The organism is Lysinibacillus sp. NPDC097162, from assembly GCF_044762185.1.
Classification (GTDB): domain Bacteria; phylum Bacillota; class Bacilli; order Bacillales_A; family Planococcaceae; genus Lysinibacillus.
In genome coordinates, this window is record NZ_JBIWDT010000001.1 from 1674734 (window position 1) to 1697528 (window position 22795).

25 protein-coding genes are annotated in these 22795 nt (G+C 32.0%); 8 read left to right on the top strand and 17 right to left on the bottom strand.

What is annotated here, in order from left to right; genetic code table 11:
* Window positions 1-250: 250 nt before the first annotated feature.
* Window positions 251-742: an HIT family protein gene (locus ACIQXW_RS08495; RefSeq protein WP_402761145.1), complete on the bottom strand. Its 492-nt coding sequence runs from the start codon at window positions 740-742 to the stop codon at window positions 251-253.
* Window positions 743-1285: 543 nt separating this feature from the next.
* Between ACIQXW_RS08495 and ACIQXW_RS08500 the strand changes: the two genes are divergently transcribed.
* Entirely contained in the window at window positions 1286-2380 is a 1095-nt protein-coding gene (locus ACIQXW_RS08500) for an NADH-dependent flavin oxidoreductase (protein WP_402761148.1), read from the top strand.
* Between the two features lie 616 nt (window positions 2381-2996).
* Here the strand turns inward: ACIQXW_RS08500 and ACIQXW_RS08505 are convergent.
* The 6 genes from ACIQXW_RS08505 to ACIQXW_RS08530 all read right to left on the bottom strand — a co-directional run bounded on the left by ACIQXW_RS08505 (window position 2997) and on the right by ACIQXW_RS08530 (window position 8011).
* On the bottom strand, window positions 2997-3398 hold the full coding sequence (locus ACIQXW_RS08505) for a DUF4181 domain-containing protein (protein ID WP_402761150.1): 402 nt from the start codon (window positions 3396-3398) through the stop codon (window positions 2997-2999).
* 228 nt (window positions 3399-3626) lie between these two features.
* Window positions 3627-3851, bottom strand: coding sequence for a hypothetical protein (locus tag ACIQXW_RS08510; RefSeq protein WP_340824223.1), 225 nt, complete (start codon window positions 3849-3851; stop codon window positions 3627-3629).
* A gap of 413 nt (window positions 3852-4264) precedes the next feature.
* Window positions 4265-4489, bottom strand: a complete 225-nt coding sequence (locus ACIQXW_RS08515) for a hypothetical protein (RefSeq protein WP_402761153.1) — start codon at window positions 4487-4489, stop codon at window positions 4265-4267.
* A 472-nt stretch (window positions 4490-4961) separates the two neighbouring features.
* Window positions 4962-5684, bottom strand: a complete 723-nt coding sequence (locus ACIQXW_RS08520) for an SDR family NAD(P)-dependent oxidoreductase (RefSeq protein WP_340824221.1) — start codon at window positions 5682-5684, stop codon at window positions 4962-4964.
* Window positions 5685-6035: 351 nt separating this feature from the next.
* Window positions 6036-7217 carry a multidrug effflux MFS transporter gene (locus ACIQXW_RS08525; RefSeq protein WP_402761156.1) on the bottom strand — a complete coding sequence of 394 codons (1182 nt, stop codon included), beginning with the start codon at window positions 7215-7217 and terminating at the stop codon, window positions 6036-6038.
* Between the two features lie 281 nt (window positions 7218-7498).
* Window positions 7499-8011, bottom strand: coding sequence for a hypothetical protein (locus ACIQXW_RS08530; protein WP_402761159.1), 513 nt, complete (start codon window positions 8009-8011; stop codon window positions 7499-7501).
* A gap of 344 nt (window positions 8012-8355) precedes the next feature.
* Between ACIQXW_RS08530 and ACIQXW_RS08535 the strand changes: the two genes are divergently transcribed.
* Window positions 8356-8478 carry a hypothetical protein gene (locus ACIQXW_RS08535; protein WP_401017061.1) on the top strand — a complete coding sequence of 41 codons (123 nt, stop codon included), beginning with the start codon at window positions 8356-8358 and terminating at the stop codon, window positions 8476-8478.
* Window positions 8479-9939: 1461 nt separating this feature from the next.
* Window positions 9940-10461 carry a GNAT family N-acetyltransferase gene (locus tag ACIQXW_RS08540; RefSeq protein WP_401017062.1) on the top strand — a complete coding sequence of 174 codons (522 nt, stop codon included), beginning with the start codon at window positions 9940-9942 and terminating at the stop codon, window positions 10459-10461.
* A gap of 854 nt (window positions 10462-11315) precedes the next feature.
* On the opposite strand, the gene ACIQXW_RS08545 is transcribed toward ACIQXW_RS08540, so the two are convergent.
* Window positions 11316-11882: a hemoblobin-interacting domain-containing protein gene (locus ACIQXW_RS08545; protein ID WP_401017064.1), complete on the bottom strand. Its 567-nt coding sequence runs from the start codon at window positions 11880-11882 to the stop codon at window positions 11316-11318.
* Between the two features lie 333 nt (window positions 11883-12215).
* Entirely contained in the window at window positions 12216-12653 is a 438-nt protein-coding gene (locus tag ACIQXW_RS08550) for a VOC family protein (protein ID WP_340824214.1), read from the bottom strand.
* Window positions 12654-13426: 773 nt separating this feature from the next.
* Between ACIQXW_RS08550 and ACIQXW_RS08555 the strand changes: the two genes are divergently transcribed.
* Entirely contained in the window at window positions 13427-13600 is a 174-nt protein-coding gene (locus tag ACIQXW_RS08555; RefSeq protein ID WP_402761163.1) for a hypothetical protein, read from the top strand.
* A 189-nt stretch (window positions 13601-13789) separates the two neighbouring features.
* On the opposite strand, the gene ACIQXW_RS08560 is transcribed toward ACIQXW_RS08555, so the two are convergent.
* Window positions 13790-14155: a hypothetical protein gene (locus tag ACIQXW_RS08560; RefSeq protein WP_340824210.1), complete on the bottom strand. Its 366-nt coding sequence runs from the start codon at window positions 14153-14155 to the stop codon at window positions 13790-13792.
* A gap of 154 nt (window positions 14156-14309) precedes the next feature.
* Window positions 14310-14591, bottom strand: coding sequence for a hypothetical protein (locus ACIQXW_RS08565; protein WP_340824209.1), 282 nt, complete (start codon window positions 14589-14591; stop codon window positions 14310-14312).
* A 179-nt stretch (window positions 14592-14770) separates the two neighbouring features.
* Between ACIQXW_RS08565 and ACIQXW_RS08570 the strand changes: the two genes are divergently transcribed.
* Window positions 14771-15343, top strand: a complete 573-nt coding sequence (locus ACIQXW_RS08570; protein WP_402761167.1) for a GNAT family N-acetyltransferase — start codon at window positions 14771-14773, stop codon at window positions 15341-15343.
* Window positions 15344-15725: 382 nt separating this feature from the next.
* Here the strand turns inward: ACIQXW_RS08570 and ACIQXW_RS08575 are convergent, their stop codons facing one another.
* The gene (locus ACIQXW_RS08575) at window positions 15726-16739 is read right to left on the bottom strand and encodes a S66 family peptidase (RefSeq protein ID WP_402761170.1); all 1014 of its coding nucleotides are present in this window, start codon (window positions 16737-16739) and stop codon (window positions 15726-15728) included.
* Window positions 16740-17018: 279 nt separating this feature from the next.
* Entirely contained in the window at window positions 17019-17348 is a 330-nt protein-coding gene (locus tag ACIQXW_RS08580; protein ID WP_402761173.1) for a YolC/YozM family protein, read from the bottom strand.
* Between the two features lie 209 nt (window positions 17349-17557).
* Between ACIQXW_RS08580 and ACIQXW_RS08585 the strand changes: the two genes are divergently transcribed.
* Window positions 17558-18088: a GNAT family N-acetyltransferase gene (locus tag ACIQXW_RS08585; RefSeq protein ID WP_402761175.1), complete on the top strand. Its 531-nt coding sequence runs from the start codon at window positions 17558-17560 to the stop codon at window positions 18086-18088.
* Between the two features lie 447 nt (window positions 18089-18535).
* The gene (locus ACIQXW_RS08590; RefSeq protein WP_402761178.1) at window positions 18536-18970 is read left to right on the top strand and encodes a hypothetical protein; all 435 of its coding nucleotides are present in this window, start codon (window positions 18536-18538) and stop codon (window positions 18968-18970) included.
* Between the two features lie 319 nt (window positions 18971-19289).
* Here the strand turns inward: ACIQXW_RS08590 and ACIQXW_RS08595 are convergent, their stop codons facing one another.
* From ACIQXW_RS08595 to ACIQXW_RS08610, 4 genes are all read right to left on the bottom strand, one after another.
* On the bottom strand, window positions 19290-19448 hold the full coding sequence (locus tag ACIQXW_RS08595; protein WP_340824201.1) for a hypothetical protein: 159 nt from the start codon (window positions 19446-19448) through the stop codon (window positions 19290-19292).
* A 451-nt stretch (window positions 19449-19899) separates the two neighbouring features.
* Window positions 19900-20445: a hypothetical protein gene (locus ACIQXW_RS08600; protein WP_402761180.1), complete on the bottom strand. Its 546-nt coding sequence runs from the start codon at window positions 20443-20445 to the stop codon at window positions 19900-19902.
* 22 nt (window positions 20446-20467) lie between these two features.
* A complete protein-coding gene (locus tag ACIQXW_RS08605) occupies window positions 20468-21385 on the bottom strand; it encodes a DUF4868 domain-containing protein (protein WP_402761183.1) in 918 nt (305 codons plus the stop codon).
* Between the two features lie 121 nt (window positions 21386-21506).
* Entirely contained in the window at window positions 21507-21725 is a 219-nt protein-coding gene (locus ACIQXW_RS08610) for a hypothetical protein (RefSeq protein ID WP_340824197.1), read from the bottom strand.
* A 471-nt stretch (window positions 21726-22196) separates the two neighbouring features.
* On the opposite strand from ACIQXW_RS08610, the gene ACIQXW_RS08615 reads away from it, so the two are divergent.
* A complete protein-coding gene (locus ACIQXW_RS08615; protein WP_402761186.1) occupies window positions 22197-22718 on the top strand; it encodes a GNAT family N-acetyltransferase in 522 nt (173 codons plus the stop codon).
* The last annotated feature ends 77 nt before the right edge of the window (window positions 22719-22795 follow it).

A 22795-nucleotide genomic window follows, 5' to 3' on the forward strand; every position in this document is an offset into this window, starting at 1 on the left:
AAATAATATCAGGAAATACCATAATCCCATAATTTCTCCTCTTATATAACTTAATATTATAACGTTAACTTTAACTATACAGTTCTTCCTCCCTTTGAAATAATTACTCAGTTTGTTAAATAATAAAAGTCCCAAAGCGTCCTTTAGTAATCTTTCATGAAAGGTGTTATTCTACAATCTTGCCCTTTAATGAAATCGAGCGCTGATTCTTATTACAAAATCGCACCCGATTACGGTATAACAAAAAATTTCACCTATTGTTGGTACTACAATAGTTTTCACTTATCCACGAACGCAACTTATCTGCATAGAAAGGACGTTCATCTGGGTCAGTGTAGTAACCTTTGGTTAGGTATAGGTTATCGTTTTCATATCTTGGATACACGTGAAGATGATAATGCCACACATCTTGATTTCCAGCAGGTTCATTATGTTGTCGAGTAGAAACTCCATCACAACCATATGTATTCTTCATCGCAAACGCTGTCAATTGAGCAGCACGATGAATTTCAGCTCCAACTTCTGCTGGAAGCTCATATATATTCTCAAAATGTTCGTTAGGAACAACGAGAACATGCCCCATGTTATTAGGCCACCACTTGCTTGCGATAAATGCTGTTACATGTTTATTATGATAAATAATGTCTCTTTGTTTCGTTCCCTTATTTGATTTTTCTTTACCTGATACTACCCGACAAAATGGGCATTCGTAAACTTCGGGTTTATGTGAATATGATTTCATATCCCTTTATCACTCTCCTTTGTATTTGAATAAGAAAACTTTGTTCCTTTTACTATCCTTTAAAACTTATATTAGTCATCTCAAATAACCATTCAAATGAGCAGTAACGTTTAAAGCCTTGCATTTTTATTCCTCCAGTCAATTTGTCAGGAATTATTTCATATAGATTTCAATACCAGATATATATCAATGTTAACATAAATATCCAATAAAAGTGCGATTACTGGGCAAAAAATCAAAAGGAGATACGTACAGGGGGGCTTATATAAAAGTTTTATCTATAAGATGATCTTTCTTGAACTAAAGCTTATGGAGTAGTTGATAGGGATTCCAGCTCGGTTTGATATGCGTTTGATATGCGTTTGATAATATATCTTAGATTATCGATGCTCATACGTCTTTTCGGCCTTCTAATTTGGGTCCGTCCCCCTATGTTCTATTGCTTTTTTTATAATAATCCAGCAAATAAAATATAGTAGTAAAGCGCAATCTTTGACTTTTAAATCCGATAAATTTACTCTTGTTTTAGAAGGAGTGAATAACATGATAACTTATTTAGCACCATTTACTTTTAATAACGGCGTCACAATTCGTAATCGTTACGTGATGGCGCCAATGACAACTTACTCAGCTAATGCTGATGATACCGTATCAGAAGCGGAAATTACATATTACCGTGAGCGCTCATCTGGCGTCGGTATGGTCATTACAGCATGTGCTTACGTAATTCCTAATGGGAAAGGCTTCCCAGGTCAAATCTCTGCGCATAGCGATGAATATATTCCGAGCTTAAAACGTATTGCTGATGCGATACATGATGGTGGCGCAAAAGCAATTTTACAAATTTATCATGGTGGACGCCAAGCAGTACGTGACCTTGTGCCAAACGGTGATGTCGTAAGCGCAAGTGAAACCATTGCAGCAGATGGCGGTGTGGCTCGTGCATTAACGGTAGAAGAAATCGAGGAAATAGTCTTAGCATTTGGTGAAGCGACACGTCGTGCAATTGAAGCAGGATTTGACGGTGTGGAAATTCACGGTGCCAATACGTATTTATTACAACAATTCTTTTCAGGCCTTACAAATAAACGTTCAGACCGTTACGGTGGAACTGTTGAAAAGCGTATGACATTCTTATTAAATATTATCGATAGTATAAACCGTGCAAAAGTGCAATATGCTGATGACCAATTTATCGTTGGTTATCGTTTTAGCCCAGAAGAGCCTGAAGAAGACGGTATCACTCTAGATGAAACCGTTCAACTTGTAGATCGTTTAGCAGATGAAAAGCTCAATTACTTACACATTTCATTAGGTGATTTCCGTGCAGAAGCGCGTCGATATAGCGGTGAAAAAGAAAATCGTATTAAAATTTTAAAACGCGTGATTGACGGTCGTGTACCGTTTATAGGCGTTGGTTCTATTTATTCACCAGAAGATGCGAAAGAAGCGATGGAAACAGGTGCTGATTTACTTGCACTTGGTCGCGAGCTATTAATTGAACCACACTGGGTAGAAAAAGTAGCGGCTGGTGAACCAGTTATTACTGAAATGGATATGAGTCGTGATAATAACATTCCAGAACCGCTAATGAACATGATGAAACGTAATGTTGGATGGGTGCCAGGCGTAAAATAATTTTTAAAAAAGGAAACTCTATAACGAACTGACCCAGACTATATACGATATCCGTGTCGTACTTAGTTTGATTATAATTGAATCAGGCATTTTTATGTTTGTCGATGGTGACTTCCCAACTGACATGAAAACGAAACAGCATAATATTATATGAATACGATGGAGGCTACAGGTTTTTTTGAACCAATGCTAACGATTGTCAAAATCAATTGTGGGCTCTCATTTATAACAAATCGTCTTATGCCATTTTCGTTAATTATTTTTATATGGATTATCTGAGTTTATTACAGGCAAAAAAAGTAGCTTAATATTCAGTATAGTTCGAGGTAAGAAAAGTTTGATTAATGAAACAGGTAGAACTAGTATTATTTATTGATACTGTCCTATCTGTTTTTTATTTTTCTTATCAACGAGATTTTATATAGGCTACTAAATCAAAATTAGGTAAAATTTAACATAAGGTTGTTATCTAATAACTTGGGCCCGTTCATGAAAACGAGCGCTAATTCTTATTACAGAATCGCGCCCGATCGTTGAATACTAAAGGAGTTTCTATAGCTGGTTTATTTCAATAACTTTAACAAAAGTCCCTGCTGTTTAATTAATAATAAATAGGTTATGGTAAAATTTTGGTAGCGTGATAGGCTATTATGATTATAATTGGAAACCACACAGAGAAAACGAAATGGATGTAATATACTCTCGAATCTGTATCAACTCTTTTTGCCACATATCCTCTAAATACAAATAATACAAATAAATATAGCGATAACCACAAATAAGTAGGGATTGGATTTAATGGACGATAGATATTTTTTTCAAGAACAGTAATATTAGACATAAATAAACCAATAAAAAATATAATCAACATTAAATTTTCTATTAAAGTTTGATTTTTAGAGAACCTTTTATTATATTTAATATCCTTTGCAAGATTAAATTTCCGTTTCACTAATTTTTCGAGAATAAAAGAACTAATTATTAAAAGTATATAGATGGTGATTGCAACCCAAAACATGGCTTTCTCCCTCCATACAGACTATTCACTTTTATTTTAACATTGAACATATAACATTTGTAAAATATTTCCTAAATGTATTTTTCACTAACCCCTCCCTCCAGTTCATTATCTCAATGCAGCCTTCAACAATATGGCCTTTTAATGTAAACGAGCGCTGATTCTTATTACAGAATCGCGCCCGATTGTAGAATAATAACTTACAATGTTAATGCCACTCAAACATAATTAAAAACTAAAAAGAGCCATAACAATAATTAACAAAGATCCTATTATAAGAAGCAGTCCCCAACCATTTTTCCCTTTCAATTTATATTCTTCAATTCCCATAATTGCAAAGAGAACTCCAAGCAATAAAGATGATAGTGGACCATAAGAAAAATTCTTTGTCATTAATCCGTACATTGAAATCACTACTATAATTAAAGCAAGCATCACTTTAATAATTTTCAACTTAGTTCCCCCCTCAATTGAAGACAGATTTAAGTTTTAGTTCATTATCTCATTAATTTTATATTTTAACATCAATACCAAAATACGAAGTATATTGTTATTCAACAATCTGACCCGTTTTGTTAAACACACGTTAACTACTCTGTATAACTAACCTACAGTGCTAGTTTAAGTAAAATTTCCCATCATATAAACATAACATTCCCATCGGAAGCGAAATACTAGACTGCTTAACTTCTTTTTAAAGTTTGATAAACGACTTTTTATAAGTTAGACCTAAATCAACTATATAAGCGAAGAGAAAAGACATAATAAGAAGCCATTCAAAATGAATGGCTTCTGTAGATTTGTAATAAAATATGAGTAAATTAATATGTAACAGGAAAAAGTACAATAGGCTAAACTAGGTTTAATTACCATCTGTCATTATTTTTATGATTCTTAAAATGAATGTACTCTGTATTTTTCATTCTCGACCAACTACTCATAGCATTCAAAATAATAATAAAGATTACAAATAAAATTGAACCGACCATGTAATGACCTAAGAAAAAAGTAACAAATGCCACAACTAATAGTGATATTATTAAAACTATTGCTAAGATTTGTAATTTCCCACTCTTCTTATTATCATTCATATACTCTACCTCCTATTAAATAATTTTTCGTGTCTTTTAACATGTTAATATGGTTTATTTTACCTCATTTTAAAGTATTACACAAAAAATACCGACTTATATACACAATAAAGATGATTAGATCTAAGAAAACTAACGCTATTAATTTAAACTTTATTTTCTCTAAATCATTTTCTCTAATCCTCGTAGTTCATGTATACACCGTTACGGGGCTACCTCATGGATACTCTAATGAACTTTCCATTCACCATGTAAATCGTATGTCAACTGCAGTGAATTCCTTTGAATCAATTCCCCAAAACCTTAGAGCTTTTGATTTCCAACGAAACAAGCGCACTTGCATGGAGCCTCATACAAGTGTATCAGTTTTCATTGAACAGATCCCTTTTTGCCTAATAAAAGTCCTCCATAGACGATTGTAAAAGGCTTAAAATCTTTATATTTGTAATTAAATTTACTTATTTTGAAACGATTAAGCATTTAAGTCTGTTATTGAAGGGATAATAATTTCCTTAACACATGAAACTGGTGATAAATTAATCACACATTGCACAATAGAAACAATATCTTGTACAGGTATACGTGTACCTTCATATAAATCAATTGCCTTTTCTGCACCTTCTTCATAAGGTACTTCTGCAGCCAGCTCCCCTGGATTAATACAAGTGACAGGGATTTTATCTTTTCTCAAATGTTCACGTAGAGCATTTGTAATACCTCGTAAGCCGAATTTAGATGCAACAAATGAAACTTGTGAACTGTTTGTATGATCTAGGCCTGCCGTTGAACCAATTAAAATGACTTTTCCATTTTTAGCTTGTCTTAAGTTTGGTAGAAGCGCCTGAATATACGTAATGGTAGAAGTTAGATTTATATTGATTAAGTTAGAAATATCTTCTATTTCATCCTTATCAAATGTATAGTCATCCTCGAAACCATGCTTTTCCCATACTCCAACATTATAAATTAATACATCTATAGCAATGTCTTTTAATGTTTCCTTTAAAGCATAGATTTGTTGTTGACTTGATAAATCTATTGAGAGCCATTTGCGATTTACGCCATCATTAATATCCAAACTTTCTGGCCGTGTTCTTGACACCATCCATACTGTATCTCCCTCTGTGGGTAGACCTTTTACAAAGGCGTCGCCAAGCCCTTGACTTGCTCCAAAAATAATAAAGTCTTTACTCATCTAATCATCCTCTCCATGAACTATCTTTTTAATTATTTAGGATAGAAAACAACGTAACAATATCTATTATATTTACAACATTATTAATTCACTTCATTCCTTTGACTGAAATTCATAACTGTTGCTTGAGTTTGACTATCAATTTCTTGTTCTAGTTTGCTATACTACACCATTTGGAGTGAAAATGCAGCTCTTACTTTTACCATAAAAAACCCCCGTAAAAGTTAGATTGATGTCTAACTTTTACGGGGCAGTTCAAAAATATAATTGATAATCTTTTAATATAATGGAACGATTAGAGTAGCTTTAAAATAAAGTTCAATCGTGGCCCCTATAACGTAACGTGAGAATTCACAGCTTTTTATTAAGTAAGGGTACGCTTATTAAAAGCATAACAAATCCTATTATTAAAAAATATAGTGGCATCGCTAAAACTGTGCCATTATGGAAAACACTCATACCATAGATTATAGCGCTGACCAGTAAATAATAACCTAAGCTAAATATCGCACCCGCAGAACCAATGACATCTTGAAAGTCAACGAGTGCTAAGCTTAAACAGTTTGGTAAGGCGGTACCTGTACCAAATAAAATAATGAACACACTAACAATCATAGTTGGCATTTGTAATACAATCGGTAAAAAATGCACCGATGTAGCGAGCAATGTACCGATGAGCATCATGACTAACCCTTGTACGATAATCTTCTCAGGTTTTGTGTGGCTAACAAGTCGTTTAGAAAGCATCGCACCTGCAATAGAAGCGAGCGCAACGATAATACCTAAAAAACCATATACCGCACTTGTTAGTGTAAAGTATTGCGTAAAAATAAATGGTGCTTCGGTATAATAGCTAAATAATACACCGTTAATACCGCCAATTAATACGCCGTAGCGCCATAGACGCGCATTTGTAATCATGCGCTTCACTATTGGTAGTATAGGCTTCATTTTGATTGTTGTTAGCGCTGTTTCAGGTAAGCGTATATACGCATAGCAAAATACAATAATGCTCATAGCAACTAACACGAAAAATACGAATTTAAAGCCAAAATAATAATCGGTTAAACCACCGATTAATGGGCCAATGGCAGGTGTGAAGGCAAGGGCAGCTGAAATTTGAGCAAACAGTTTATGCCGCTCAACACCAGAAAAACTTTCGCGTAAAATCGTTTGTGTTACGACAGAGCCGACACTCGCACCAAACGCTTGAATAAAGCGTGCGACTAATAAAACTGCCATTTCATTTGCTACTAAACAAAGTACGTTACCAACAAAATATAAAAACAGCCCATAAAGCATTGCCTTCCGACGACCAATTTTGTCGGATAGACGGCCAAAGAAAAATACTCCGAAGGCAAATGCGATAAAGTATACACTCATCGTAAGCTGTGCATCACTCATAGAAGTTTCAAACACTTCTGCAATAGAAGGTAATGATGGGCTAAAAATTGTTTCACTAATTTGTGGGAAGCCTACTAAAACAATCAATAATAATAAGCTTGGTGTTTTGTTTCCGATGTTTTTCTTCAAAATAATCCTCTCCTAGATAATTATAGGTTTGAAAGAAAAACATCGTAGCTTGGGAAATGGTGGCTTCACGAGTTTGATTTTTTCTAAATCTCTCATGAATTCACTTCCTTCTAAATTAAATATACGTAAAATTATACCATCCAAATGGATAAACGATGTAACTTTTTTTATAAACAGTTAATCTTTTTACTTAGTCGCATAACCTTCAATAGTTTTTAAACAAAATAAAAGGAATTTGTATATTAGGAACACAAATACCTTAAAAACAATCCAACTTCCCTTTAATCTTCTACTCGATATGTATACCTTCTCATCGTTTCACATTTATCATCTGAGCATTCAAAATAATAGGGTTTTTCAGAGTCAGAACTTACGACTTTCACTTTATATCTAAAAGGAAAACCATCCTTTTTTGTATATTCTCCAACCTCAACAGATACTATATTTTCACTTTTTATATTAAGTGATTGGAATGCCTTCGATGCACCCGTTAATAAAATCTCTTTCTTCTGGAAATCATCATGTTTATGATGATTAAAATAGCCAGCCACACCTATCGAACAAAAGAAGAGAAGCATAATAGCTAGAATAGATATAAAATTTGTTAACTTTTTATTATTCGATTTTACACCTATTACAAATAAACTGATCATAGTTGAAGTACAAATATAAATGACTGTAAATATAATAGTAGGCTTTTCATATAGAGAAATTTGATAAATAAACAATTTAAATAAATACACAACAAATAAAACAGCCCATATGGGAATTAGATATTTTTTATATGTTGTCAAATTGGCACACCTCGAATTATTTATTTACCCAATCCGATTTTAACATAAATATCCAATACTAGAATTACCTTTAAAGAAATACTATTGATGTGATTTATTATACTTTTTTTGAAAACCTTAATTATTCACCTATCAACAGTAAATTGTTTTCTCCAATCCTCGTAGTTCAAGAATGGCACAGTTACGCATGAAGACTTTACTTGTTTGCACGCTTCGTTAAAGGCTTTCTTATTAAGTCTACCTTAAATCAGATATATCGTGTTTCCAATTCAAGCTGTAGCGTCTTCAACCGCTGCGGCTTTTTTGTGTTACAATTAAATTCACAAAAATTAGGAGGTATGCTAATGCTTGGTGTTACCTATGTAGTCTTCACCTTCGCCATAGCAGCGACAGTCATTGCCGTACTTAATGACATGAAGATTAAAAAATTAGAAAAACGTATCGAAGTACTTGAAAGAAATAAGTAATATTAATATATAGTTGAATTATAGAGAGATGTTTTAATCTCTCTATTTTCTTTTAATCCTCCTATTGTTCAGTAACACACTAAACGCAAGCAAAGGCTTACTGTTATTTTTATTGTATTAACAACACCATTAACATTCGTCAGTACTGCCCTTACGTAAATTGATTTATTATTAACCGCGGGGAAATAAGTTTTAGCATCTATCGCTGACGGATCGCCGTATGCGATGAAAGTCGCCTGTACGGTGAAAGCTCGTTATAAAACTGAGAAGGATAAGACGAGAATAGCGATACAATAGCGCCTATAGTAGCTGTTACCCATATTCATGATCTTCAATTTACATTTGATATTGGCGAACAAGCTTATATTGGTGGTGTTCCAGTTCAAAACGGAGCCGATGTTGCCGCTCAGATTACAGTTACGGGTATAAACTTTTTATATTCAGCTATTTACAATACTAATAGCCACCAAATACTTGTGAATATGAGTACAGTTCACATTCATGATGCCGTTATATTAAAAAATACCATTACTGACCAAGCAGGAAATAACATTATGGCTACAAGTGCAAAATGGATACCCCACTCTCCTTTTGCAAATCGATGGGTGAAGCAATAATCAAATCTTTATTGCATTATGCCATAAATTATAACCTCACCATTTAGGTGAGGTTGCTTTTAACACAATCCCCCCTCCTTCAATTACTCACCTAGCCCACATACGCAAAATAATTTCCCGGGTAAGCGCAAGAAACGACAAGTTTTACTTATAAGCAAGATTATTGTTCATCGACTAATTCCTCTTCAATCTGATCAATTACATTTAATCAGTTACATCGATAGCCTCACTCACCTTCTGCAATTTACTGCTTATTGTGCATCCATCATCAGCTTTAACGCTTCGCTGACTTTTTCGTTTTTGTTTATAGGTTTACATATTCGCGTCGTTTGTTTGTAAACAATTGTTTCATCGCTTCCATATCACGATAATCACCTTGTACAATAATCGAAAAACACTTGCACAAATACCCGGAATTTCTGTAAATCAAGAGGTTCATTGTGTATTTGAAGAACGTTTCACTCATTTAATACCCAGGACATCTTTGAAATAGCGCGTCACTTTTCTCCGCTTCCTGAAGAAAATGGTAATAACCGGACTCATCTTCATATTCATTGTTCGATTGGAAATAAATTAAACCCTTTCCTTCTTTTACGCCAAGCGAGAATGATCAATTGTAACGAAAACCTATAATTTGTAATAAAACACTATAATTTGTAAATATATATATGATACAATTGCCTTAACACGATGAATTTTGACAGGAAAAAGGATGAGAAATCGTAGTGGAAAAAGTTAGCATTATTGAATATTTTGTGTACTCTATTTTAAGAATTATGGAAAGGTTATTTGAAATATTTTAGGTATGTATAGGAGTAGCTTGTCTTAGGAGAGGAGATAAAAAATGATTGAATTTCGAAAAATATCCGGGGATAACATAGATGAAGTAATTGCGCTTGAAGTTGGAGAAAACCAGAAAGACTTTATAGAAACTACTAACCTCAGAAGCTTTGCAGACGCTCATATGTTGAACGCAGATGGGATACCTGCGACTCCCATTGCCATTTATGCTGATGGAATTGCGGTCGGATTTTTGATGTATATTTACGATACGCTGGATCATGAATCATTTGAAAATGAAGGTTTTTACGGGAAGAAGTGCTATTTTATTTGGCATATTATGATTGAAAAGAGTTATCAGGGAAAAGGATATGGCAAAATTGCATTTGAAAAAATGTTGATGGATATTGAAACCATGCCATATGGGGAAGCAGAATATGTAGCCCTCTTTTATCGAACAAGTAATATCATAGCTAGATCATTATACGTTTCATTTGGTTTCGTAGATACAGGAATCATTCAGGAAAATTCGATGTTGATGATTAAAAATCTAGATGGGAAAATAGCAGATTTCATAGTAGAATAGGATCTCTGAAAGAAATATATAAGCTGTCAACGTCTTTGATGGCCATGGATAAAATATATAAATACGACTATCTCCTCAGTAGCTATAGCTTATATGACTTCCTGCTAATCTATTAGCTACACTAGAGATAAAAAGTGAGCTAACAATACCTATAGTAATTCTTTTTAAAACACCTTTAGCTTTCAACACTAACCTTTCTTTTACTAGAAATATAATTGTTATTATTTATCGAGTTCATTCGAAAATCTAATACTCACGATTGGTATTTATCTTTACTAACTTCGTACTATAATGTAACTAGGGAAAGTAGTATATAACACTCCACCAGCGGCCTCTGAAGTGAATCCTAAAAAGTAAATACTTGAATAACCTGTTAGATTGAATGCAATCTCAATATCTAAATGTTTCTATATTAGAACCAATTTTCTCTCTTATCCCACTCTCCCGTAACCCTATAACCATACTTTACATACTACACGTTATTCTGACTGTATTCAGCCGCCTATTGCACCTTCCATTTTACACCCATCGCTTTCACTTGATTATTACTATATGTCAAAATACGCATAGGCATCCCATGCGTTACGTCAACCTCATCGCTCGTCATGCCATGTTCCCTATGTGATTTCAGGCAGGTACAGTGTTAGCAAAATAACTTGTCCAAGATTATAGGTCATTTTTGGCTCAATCATTCTCACATCTAATATATACTCCCCTCTAAAATAGTTCTATCGTTTAAATAATTAGTTTGTAACGACTTTCTTTCCTTATTTCATGTATCAAGCTCTTCACTAAACAAACTGAAACAAATGTGCAAAAAGAAAAGAACGCCATAATGGACGTTCTCATTTTGTTCATTTAATAACATTTATTAAATATTGCCCTTTTGACGAACCATCTTCAGATATAATGTCCAGCCATGATACATAGATCTCTGATATCGTATTTGATTCTGTATAGTCGAAATTATCATCACCGATATTTTTTCTAAACATATAACTTTGTGCGGAGCCATTGTAAGATTCAATTGCTGCTTTAATTTCAGCAACTGTTGCTGTCGATTTAACTGTTATAAATCCAATTGAGTTGTCCACTTGTACAATACTAGCGTCTTTTGTTTTTATTCTAACTTCGGCTAATGGTTTAAGTACAGTTTGACTAACAACAGCATCTTCATAGCCGGTAGCATGAAACTTGAAAATCAACAAGCCCGAAGGCATACCTTTAGGAATGGTGATTTTTCCTGGACTAACCCATGAAGAAATAAAATTTAAAGGAATAAAATTTACTCCGCCGTCCGTACTTATTGATATGGAACTTAATTTAGATTCCCAAGCACTATTAGAAGAGAAGCTAATTTCCAATACATTGTCTAGGTAGTTATTTGTAGAATCCGTTATTAAAGTTGGTGCTGCTAACAAGCTATTCTCGTCTTATACCATTTCTTTTTCTAGGTTTTATAACGAGCCTTCACCGTACAGGTGATTTTCATCACATACGGCGATCCGTCAGTAATATTTCTACTTATTTCCCCAAAAGAATTATAACTTTAGTCATAGGCTTTTGTCACTATTATATATGATTACTGATGATAATAATTACACTAAGTATCTACTTGCCTTTTATTATAGTTCACTTACCAATGTCTAATTTCTTGCTCTGAAGTGTTGCACCACTTCAGGTTTAACATCTTAACAGTACAAATATCCACCACTAAGTAACAAAGAGTTACATCTTCATTTTAATTAACATGCTTACTTGATTTCCTCAGCCAACTCCAAAATAATTCCCTCTGGACCACGAACATAGCATAATTTATAACTTTCTTCATACTGCTGTATCTCACTAAAGATTTCGGACCCATTCTTTTTCAATTTGGCAACAACTGCTTCAATATCTTCAACAGTAAATGCTATATGGCGGATACCTAGTGTATTTGCAAAGGGTTGCTGAATATCTGTATCATCTGATGGCGAATAAAATTTGATTAGCTCTATCCATGTTGGACCGTCTGATGTTCCCAAACCAACACACGCTACTTTAGCGTCATTAAGCCCAACTGCATATCCCATTAACTCTCCTTCCATATCCCATTCTGCTTTCACCTCAAGCCCAAAATCGATAAAAAACTTTTTAGCGGCAGAGAGATCGTTTACGATTACACCTATATGATCTATTCGTTTAATATTCAAATTTCATACCTCCTATGTTCCTGTAATTATCCAATATACCGTATACAAATGCTAGTAGTATTAACAAAAGGATTATTAATAAAGCGAAAATATATTATCATTACGTTACTATTTTATTTTAAGGTTTTTTATGTTTTTTTTACACAAATTACATTTAGAGGGACTTTATTTTACAAAATTCGAAAAATACATTTATATTGCTTACTTCGGGACAATTTTCTGATTTTTATCCGTTTGGGATTATTTCAAAAATAATAACGAGTTCGCTGGAATACTTTCTCTTTTCCTTATGGCTAACAATTTTTTTATTCATGGCATCATTGTTATTTCGTAAAACAAAAGATAAAAAGAAAAATCATATTGTGTAAACTTCTCTACTTCACTGTATTGTTAACAAATTAACAATCCCAATATTAGGAGGTGTTTTATTGACTGATAAGAGTAGAATATTACTTAGCTCAGTAAGTAGTTTGGCATTATTTGCTTTAGGGGCATATAGAATCTTTACAAACAACTTAGAAGCTATGTCAATATTAGTAGCGTATATTTTTTTGATTAGCGGTTTGATATCTTTTGTTTTTAGCATAGCAAAGTTGTCTGAAATCCATCGATCTTAGCGTTGCACATTGCAATGCTTTTTTTGTTATTGCACAATTTCTTTCATATATTCATTACGCAAAACTACCAATTATATTTTCTATTGATTAAATATTTATTGCTTTTAATTTATCCATACTAACCATATAATTAAATAACTAAAAGGAGGCTAAAAAATGAAACATAATCCTTTACATCAATGGCAAAAAGAACATAATAAACGGGTAAAAGAATTCCATAAAAATCACGCTTTAGCATTAGACAATGGTGAGAATGGAAATGGGCTATTAGCTAAGTGGGAAAGATTTATCTACAACAAAGGGAAGGCTTTATTAAAGGCTGTCAAATAAATTTTTAAGTAGCTGTTCTTTTTTAGGGCAGCTCATTTTAATTTTAAATCACCTTCTCTACCAGTTCCTTCTTTCCACTAAGCTCTTTCTTATGCCCTCCCCCTGCTACACTTGTAATGAGAGGGAAAAGTTTGCTTTTTAAATAAAAAGACACTCCTACTATAAGGAATGTCAAAAGTGCGTATGAAATTATCTATACATATCTAACTGATTTAACAAATATCTTTCTAATTCATTTATTGATAATACCACTTCTTTATGAAGTTTATCTTCGATACTATCTTCAGTAATAAATACTAAATATTTATTTGCATCTACAAAAAACTTTTCAAATTCTTGTAAAAATGTTTCGATTTTTTGATCGCCAGGCGTTACAGATAAATAGATCGTTTTAAATAAATTAAAGTCACTATACGCATTACTTAAAAAATAGATAACTAGCGTTTTATCATTATTTACATTTGATTTTACAAAAGATAGGTTTTGTTTTAGCTTATTCAATGCATTTATAAGATTTGTAGTTTGCTTAAACATATTCGCTGTATTACTAAACATCTAATATCCCCTCCAACTTAATCATAAAAAAAAATCTATAAAATTGGAATATTTTTATCAAACTTTTCCTCTCAAAGCTAACACAATTGTTCCTAAAGTGCACAAAGACCTTTCACAACAATTTTTGAAGGACCTAAAATAAAATTTCCTATTATTAATTCTGTAGTACGAAGTTATATTTTTTATTTATTTTGTTTGCAATAGTTTCTAGGAACAATTCAACCGTCATATTTTCAACTTCTCTTGTATACCATGCGAGCTTTGCGCCATAATTTTTTTTATTATAATTTACTTCCAATGGCCAAAAATTTTTTGTAGCATAAGTATAATCAAACTTAACAAAAAGTTCCTTCCCATCTGGACATTCCATAACAACATTATACATAGGATTTTTTCTTTCTTTTTCAAACTTAACTTTTCTAATTTTGGTTAACAATAGTATCCCTCCATTTATGTACTAATTCGACATAAAGAATGGATCTCCTCTAAAATCAGACAAGTATAACACTAAGCTTCATTTTTTGAAGTAAAGTCCAGTTTGCTTTTGACAATTTATACATATATGTATGTTATTATAAAATTAGTGTTTTTATAGGTGATAAAGGGAGAATGATCATGATTCACAAAAGAGGATTAAGAGTTACGTTACGTACAGCTACAATTGCAGATTTAGAAGAAATTTATTATTGGAAATATGTTGATAAAACACAAGCAGCTAAGAAATGGAATGGGCCGTATATTCCAGAAAAACAAATAACTAAAACAGAATTTTTAAAGGAATGGGCCAATGATGAAGAGTTATTTGAAGGTGTCCCAAATACATTAGTCATGGCAGTAAATGACCAATTTATAGGTGTTGTCGGAGCTTATTGGGTTGACAAAAATACGAATTGGCTTGAAACAGGGATTGTTACATATAATTCAGATTACTGGAATGGTGGTTACGGTTCTGAGGCTTATAGCTTATGGATTGACTATCTTTTTGAAAACACTACTCTTCATCGCTTAGGTATGTCTACTTGGTCCGGCAATGAAAGAATGATGCGAGTAGCAGATAAATTGGGGATGCAATTAGAGGCAAAAATTAGAGACGCACGAATGGTTGACGGAAAATACTATGATGCAATTAAAATGGGCATTTTACGTAGCGAGTGGGAATTACTAAAAGTTAGTCATCATTCAGTCTAAAAGATTAAAAGTTATATTTTCACACTTAAAACCAGCTCGGTACTTTTTACCTTGCTGGTTTTTGTTAGCGAAAATGTACCTTGTAGTAGTAGGTACTTTGTTTGGGTAATACTATTGAAAGAAAGATTTCCCAAAATCTTTAAAGCTCTTTAATATTTTTTATTTTTCGAAAGGCAATTAACTATAAAATCCAAGTTAACATTGCATATAAATAATAGTGTTAAGCAAACTTCCTCCTGATTTGTTTCTAAAGGGTCGCTCCTATCCCAGGGTGACCCTTGTATAGATTACATTCCTAAAGTCAGTAAGGTATATTTAATTGATAATAGTATCCTTAACCCCATATTATATACGTTTTTAGATGTCGCTTTACATTTTATATTTAAATAAAGTGTTGCAAAATAGTTCCTTTACCGTTATACGTTTGCACTTCTGCAAATGCTCCGTTGATTAATGTTATTTGTGGCGGTAAATGACCACAATCGATGTCGTATATAATCGGAATTTCAAGCTCCTTAGCAAGCTCCTCATACACATCTTCGACTGTATAATTTTCAACAGAGGTTTCAGCATTACTTCTACCAAACATTATCCCTGAACAATTATTAAACCATCCAGCTAATCTCATTTGTACAAATGTCCTACGCAAATCGGTAGTAGATAACTCACAGTTTTCAAAAAACCATATAACAGATTCCCCTTTAATAAAAGTTTCTGTAAATTTCTGTATTTCACCAAATCTTGTTCCAATTAAATGTCTAATCGAATCAATACAACCCCCTAGTAAACGCCCATGTATTTTAACAGGTTTATCTGCAGTAGTTTTCCAGTTTGTTTTCTCAGTAAAATTAAAAACATATGGTGTAGGCTTATCAAAATGCCAATCCTTTTGATATTGGTCTGAAGAATGTTGTACGATTGATTCACCTTTTTTTAGAGCTAAAACCGACTGCCACATTGCTGTCGTGTCATCAGAATACTCTCCTCTTAAATCTATTAGATTCGTTCCATGTGCGGTAGCTATACCTGTTTCTAATGTAATAACCAATAATAAAAGACTGATATCTGAGTAACCTAATACCCATTTAGTTGGAATATTTTCAAAGTTAATATATTCAAGTGTCTCAATAAGTAGCTCTCCTCCCCAAGGAGGAATAATAATATGGATTTCATCATTAATGATCATGTTATTAAACTCTTCGGCACGCTTTTTAGCTGAAGCAGATTTTGCTTTCTCTTGTGTCCAAGCAGTTTTTCCACAAAGGACTTTATATCCTTCCTTTTCCATACGAATGCATGCTGTTTTCAATAAATCATGCAGCTCACTGGGTACCCCCGATGAAGGTGCTGTAACGCCAATTGTTGCCCCCACTTCTAAAAATGGATATTTTATCATACGTATTCCCCTTTATAGTTCTAGTTCATTGTCATAAATTAAATAAATGCTTTTAAGATTCTTACAGTAATATCAACTTGCTATGTAATTACGCATAAAAGAAGATAAATCTTTTATTTACGATAAGCTCGCCTCTCAGCATATTCAACACATAAATAGAAAATTTTTGCTAATATTGATTTCAAATTTAGAAATAGTTTTAATTTTACTTTTTTGCTACATACTGTTCTTTTATCAACCTTTTAATTTTTTTGTAATTAAACCCATTATTTAAATAAATTATTTATACCCATTTTCATATAAATACACTTCGATATTGTAATCAATTAAACGATGGATATTTAGTTGTTGTTCAAAATATTTTTCTACATCTTGCTTGTATTCTTTATTAGATACACTCATACTTACAAGTAATAATTTATCATTCTGATCTACACCCATGCTATACACCCCATATTTTTTATGCGCTGTATCATAAATTTCTTCATTATTAAAAAATTGCTCTATATATTGTTGTGAAACATCACCTGAAACAATTAACTTATCTTTAAAATGATATACAGATAAAACTAATAGTAAAAGAATTATTAATGGAAAAATTCTCTTCAATTTTACTCCTCCTAAAATATTTAATATAAATTAATTAACTTAATTTACTACACTCTCTTTTTCATTAATCAAAAAGTGTTAAAAGTTTTAAGATTCCTTTATTTTGCTCCTCTTGGTATCATTAGACTATACAACTTTGAAGGGACTGAACTATGCGCAGATGGCAATATTTTTTATCTAACTGATTAAAAATATTGGAGGTACAAAAATTGATAAAAGAACTAAACACCCAAAGACTACATTTAAGAAGAATGGAAATTTCAGACTCATATAGCTTATTTAAAATTTGGTCTGATCCAGATGTCACGAAATATATGAACATTGCTAGCTTTACACATGAAGCGCAAGCAAAAGAAATGATAGAACTTCTTGAGGAATTGGCTCAGGCAAATGAAGCAATTCGGTTCAGCATGATTGAAAAAAAATCCAACGAAATAATAGGAACGTGTGGATTCAATTTTATAGACTTTGATACTAACAAGGCAGAAATCGGTTATGATATTGCGAAAGCCTATTGGGGCATGGGATTTGCGCCAGAAGGTATAAAGGCACTACTGAATTACGCTTTCGAAAGTTTAAAATTAAATAAAATTGAAGCAAAAGTGGAGCCTGCAAATGTAAATTCTATTAGGGTGTTACAAAAACTTAATTTCACGTTCGAAGACCAAGTTAGACAATACGAAAATTCTAATGAAAGTTTTATAGATATAAATATTTATTCACTTCTAAAAACAGAATAATTTTAAACTTCGCCTATATCAATCATTAAGATATAGGCATTCTTTTGTTTCAGACATATTAGTTAGATCGCACCGAATAAACATTTTAGACGCTTCCTTTTTGATTCTTCTCGACAAACACATTCGTGTAAATTTTTATATTTTCATTTTGCTTTTCTATAAGGATTCATTGTACATAATGGTAATTATATCAAAATAAACAATAAATAGGGGTAATTATCAACTGAATTAATATTATTTGCCCTCATGCTAATGAGTTAGACCTCATCAAAAATTGTCAAAGGTATTGATTTTCGAACAGCTATAGCAAACAGCAAATATAAAAAGATATCCGAATTGGTCAACTATGCTCCATCATTAACACGTTGTTTTATTTGCTTAAAATTCCTATACATAAAACTTCTTTATTCTGCAAATAACAAGGGCAAATGCAGAAAGGAATTGAATATGAGAAAAAGAATAATCATTTCGTTAGTATTAATGTGTTTCTTAGTCACTAATTATGCTTTTGCTGAATCCGATATAGAATATTTCCCTCAAGATAAACCCCCGAGTGTAATAGAATTAGCCTTTTTGCGCGAATTAGGCCAATCAATACTTGAAACAATGACTTCATACGGTGATAATGAATTATTTACTGCTGGAAGAATCGAAAAAATTGAAAGAAATAGACAAAATGACTTTTATGACGTTACTTTAAGAGTTATTACTTTTGAAAATGCACATAATCCTCCGTATAAACTAATTAACATTACTTTTCGAATCCCCCCTGGTGAAGCTGCAACAAAACATAAAGTGATTTCAGATAAAGCAGTAATATCTTATAAGGTAAAACACATTACCCCAGAAGAATTTATAAAGTTATCTGAACACACGAATTAACTCTGAGCAATTTCCCGTTAATTAATAAATAATGGCTAAGAACATTGATATTAGAGCATCCGATTTGATGCTCATTTTACAATTCAATATATAGAACAGTAAATAGAATCTATACTTAAATCAAAAAATAATTTATAAGCGACAATAAAACCCCAGTACACTGAACTGCACCCCCATTGTTAGACACATCTAACAATTGGAGGTGCAGTTTTTAGTCCAGTACAATACCGAACTCAGTTTACCCAAGCTGCCTAACTGAAATAACCGTGTCTAACTTTTAGGGGTCACCTCACTACCTGGGGTTTTATTCATTTAGTATTTACTGATTTTCTTCTTGTTTTTCATTCTTCTCATTCGCATTCTTAAATTGTTCTTTTGTAAGATCATTATCTTCACGAACATCTAAATCATCTGGACTTAAATCATTTCCAAATTCTTCTCTTTCTACATCCTTTTTATTTCTCTTATCTTTCGTCATCATCATCACCTCCAGTTAATACACTTTCCTTTTTTAAGAAATCTATACTTTCATCTCTTTTTTTCAATAAAATAATTTCCTATACCGTCCGATTTAGAGAAATCTATGTAAAAATTTTTTAATCCTATTCCCTCTTTTTCTGTATGTACTGTCCTAATTTCACTTCCCTAGAAAATACTTTATGGATGAAAATAATAGAGAGCCCAATGAAAATGAACTTTTTTCTTAAAAGCATTTATAAATGATCAAATAATTCAATCACAACAATAATTAACAAATAAATCCAAAAAACTGTACAAAATCAGCCACTTCATTTAAATGGGGTGGCTTTTTCTGAGTTTCTATTTTATTTGCTCTCCAGTGGCAGCTTTCTGTTCTTTACCTCGTTGAATAATAAAAAACGCCTTTTGCAGTGCAGCAATAGGCGTTTTATAAAGGTTTGTTTCAGAAATTAGGCTCTATGCAAATAAATATTGTTTGCCAATTTTCTAACATGTAAATTGTGTCCACTAATTTTCATTCTATTAAAATAGTCTGGATTCTCCTTCGAAATTAAGACTCGGCCAAGCTCATCCTCATAGGTATTCCATCCAAACAGTAAAAACGTTATATTAACATGTATTAAATTAGACTTAACATATAAATAGCCAATTAACATAAACAATATTCCGTTCGTAACCAATGTACTTTTTTCTGTGATGTCGATTGCCAATAAAGGTACTATATATGTCACTAAGTAACTTAAAATTTCTTCATTTTTCTTCGATACACGCTCACCTACAATTGTGCTGTTTAATTCACATTTCTTTATATACAAAATAGGTAAAAATGAAAGGATAAATAATACAATTAAAATAATATACACTGTAAGCATTACTTTATCTTGGATAATTGAATTGATGCTAAAACGATCATAGGGGTATATTGAAAGAGCTACAATTAGATACAATGGAGAGTAGGACGATATGAATAAAAACAATTTAAAAAGATTTGTCAATTTTCCCCCACCCTTTCTTAAATTACCTTAGGTCATCGCTTCCTCTTTCTCCTGTTAATACAGTTTTATAATAAGCGTCGTTAAGTAACTTGACTATATCGTTTAATTGTTTTTTATCAGTATATTTTATTTTCGTTTTTTCTTCGTTTAATTCGATATTTAAGTCAAATTCCATAATGATTTCTTCTACTTTATCAAAATTGTCAACAAACCTCGTCATTCTTTCAGGCCTTGTCATCAATCTTGAAACTCTCTTTACAATATTACCATCCTCAATACTATCATTTTTAAACTGTTCAAATCCTTCTAACTTATTCGTTTCTTCAAAGACTGTTAATACAGAATTAGTATTCTGAACATACTTTGTTTTTAAATCGAAAATTCTTTGCATCGCTATATTATTAATTACAAGCACTTCGTCTTCAAAAATAAGTAAATCAAATCCAGGTTCAATTCCTATAAATGAATCTGAGACTTTTCTAAATGTAGAGTCCGCCAATGTTCCCCATAGACCTTTCGTAAACTTCTTAAGTTGAGGAATACGATTTAAAATATAAGCAAATTTCCCCATTTCTATTTCAATTTTTATACAGTATAAATCTTTTTGGGTACCTTCATTCAGCAATTCACCTGGTTTTTGTAAGCTTTTAAATAAATTATCATATGTAATCCCTATATATGAAGGCTCACAGTATTCAACGACACCATTTGGTCGACCATTTTCATTAAATTCAACTTGCTCTTTTCCCACTAATTTATCAATAGTTGGTTGGATAACCTTTACAATATCTAATTGCAAAGACCGACTTAAAGATGGTTTAAATGAAAAATAATCTAAAGCATCATGAGTTTTAATCTTTTCAATTAAAAACAAACTTACTTCAGATGTACCACTTAATAAGTGTTCTGAAATCTTGCTGTTAATAAACTCGATATCCAATAATAATCCCCCTAACTATATGAAATCATTAATAAAATTATACAATATTTGGTTATTTTAGTAAATTAGAATACAATCATATTATTACCTTAAAGCTACTATACTCATAACCGTAGCTTTTTTATTTTGCCATGAGCAAATTGCTTAAAAATTGATAGCAATTTTCTTTTTCTTTGAAGCATTCATGCAAGTTTTTATTTTCAATTTCGAAAAATTTAGCTGTTTTTCGAATGGTATATTTTCCGATAAGGATTTCTTCATTTTCACTAAGCTGATTTAGCGCCTCATAAATAGGGTCAATCGAAACGCCAATGATTTCATAAATATTCACATTTTCCATCTTCATCCCCCTTATTTCTCCAAGCTAAAAACTTTATAAAAGTAATTATTGTATGAATTACAGTCCTATAATAATTATTAGGTATTCAAAATAACAAGAAAATCAATCATGTATTAATCTTCATTTTGACTGTCTATTTTGGAAAATTCAACCTATAATTTAAATCAACTTTTCACTTGTTCCTTGACTTACAAGCATTACCACGTTGTTATATTTGCGCAGTATAATAATTAAAACTAATTTCTTCTATTCTTATAAAATCTCTCATTACTTTTTGCTGAACAAGTCAAAATATATTAAAACCTCACGTTTAGGTGAGGTTTTATAATTTTATTTAAAAGAACCTAATTTTTCCCTAGCGTATCGCTCAGCTCGTAAATTCCCATGGTATACTGATCCAAAATGGTGTAATCACAGAATTATTATGTAGTGGTTTAATTTTAATAAAAAATTTAAAGGAGGAAACAAATCTTGATTACAAACAAAATAAACATTAGGAAAATGACAGCTAATGATTATCGTTTAATGACTCATTGGTTAAGTACAAAAGAAGTATTAGAATTTTATGGAGATATTAATTCACCCTATACAATTGAAGAAGTGAGGAAAAAGTATGAACCAAGAGTACGTGGTGAAAGCACTGTTTCTCCTTTTATTGTTGAGTTAGACAATCTACCTATAGGATACATGCAACATTATCCAATACAAATACATGAGCAAAAAGATTTCGGTTATCTCGAAAATCAAGTGATTTATGGAATAGACCAATTTATCGGTATTCCTAATCTGTTTAATAAAGGCTATGGGACAATAATGGTTAGTAATTTTATTGATTTTATTTTGAAAACGACTGACGTCGAAATTATAATTTTAGACCCTGAAATATCGAATGAAAGAGCAATTCGATGTTATGAAAAATGTGGATTTTCAAAGGTGAAAAAAATTAATAATGAAAATAATTATTTAATGGAAATGACCATCAAAAAAATCTAATTTTTCTAAGCATCTTCCTATTCAGTTTAAATCCCCTCCACCTACTCTTGAACGCCTAACGATTTAAAAATAAATCA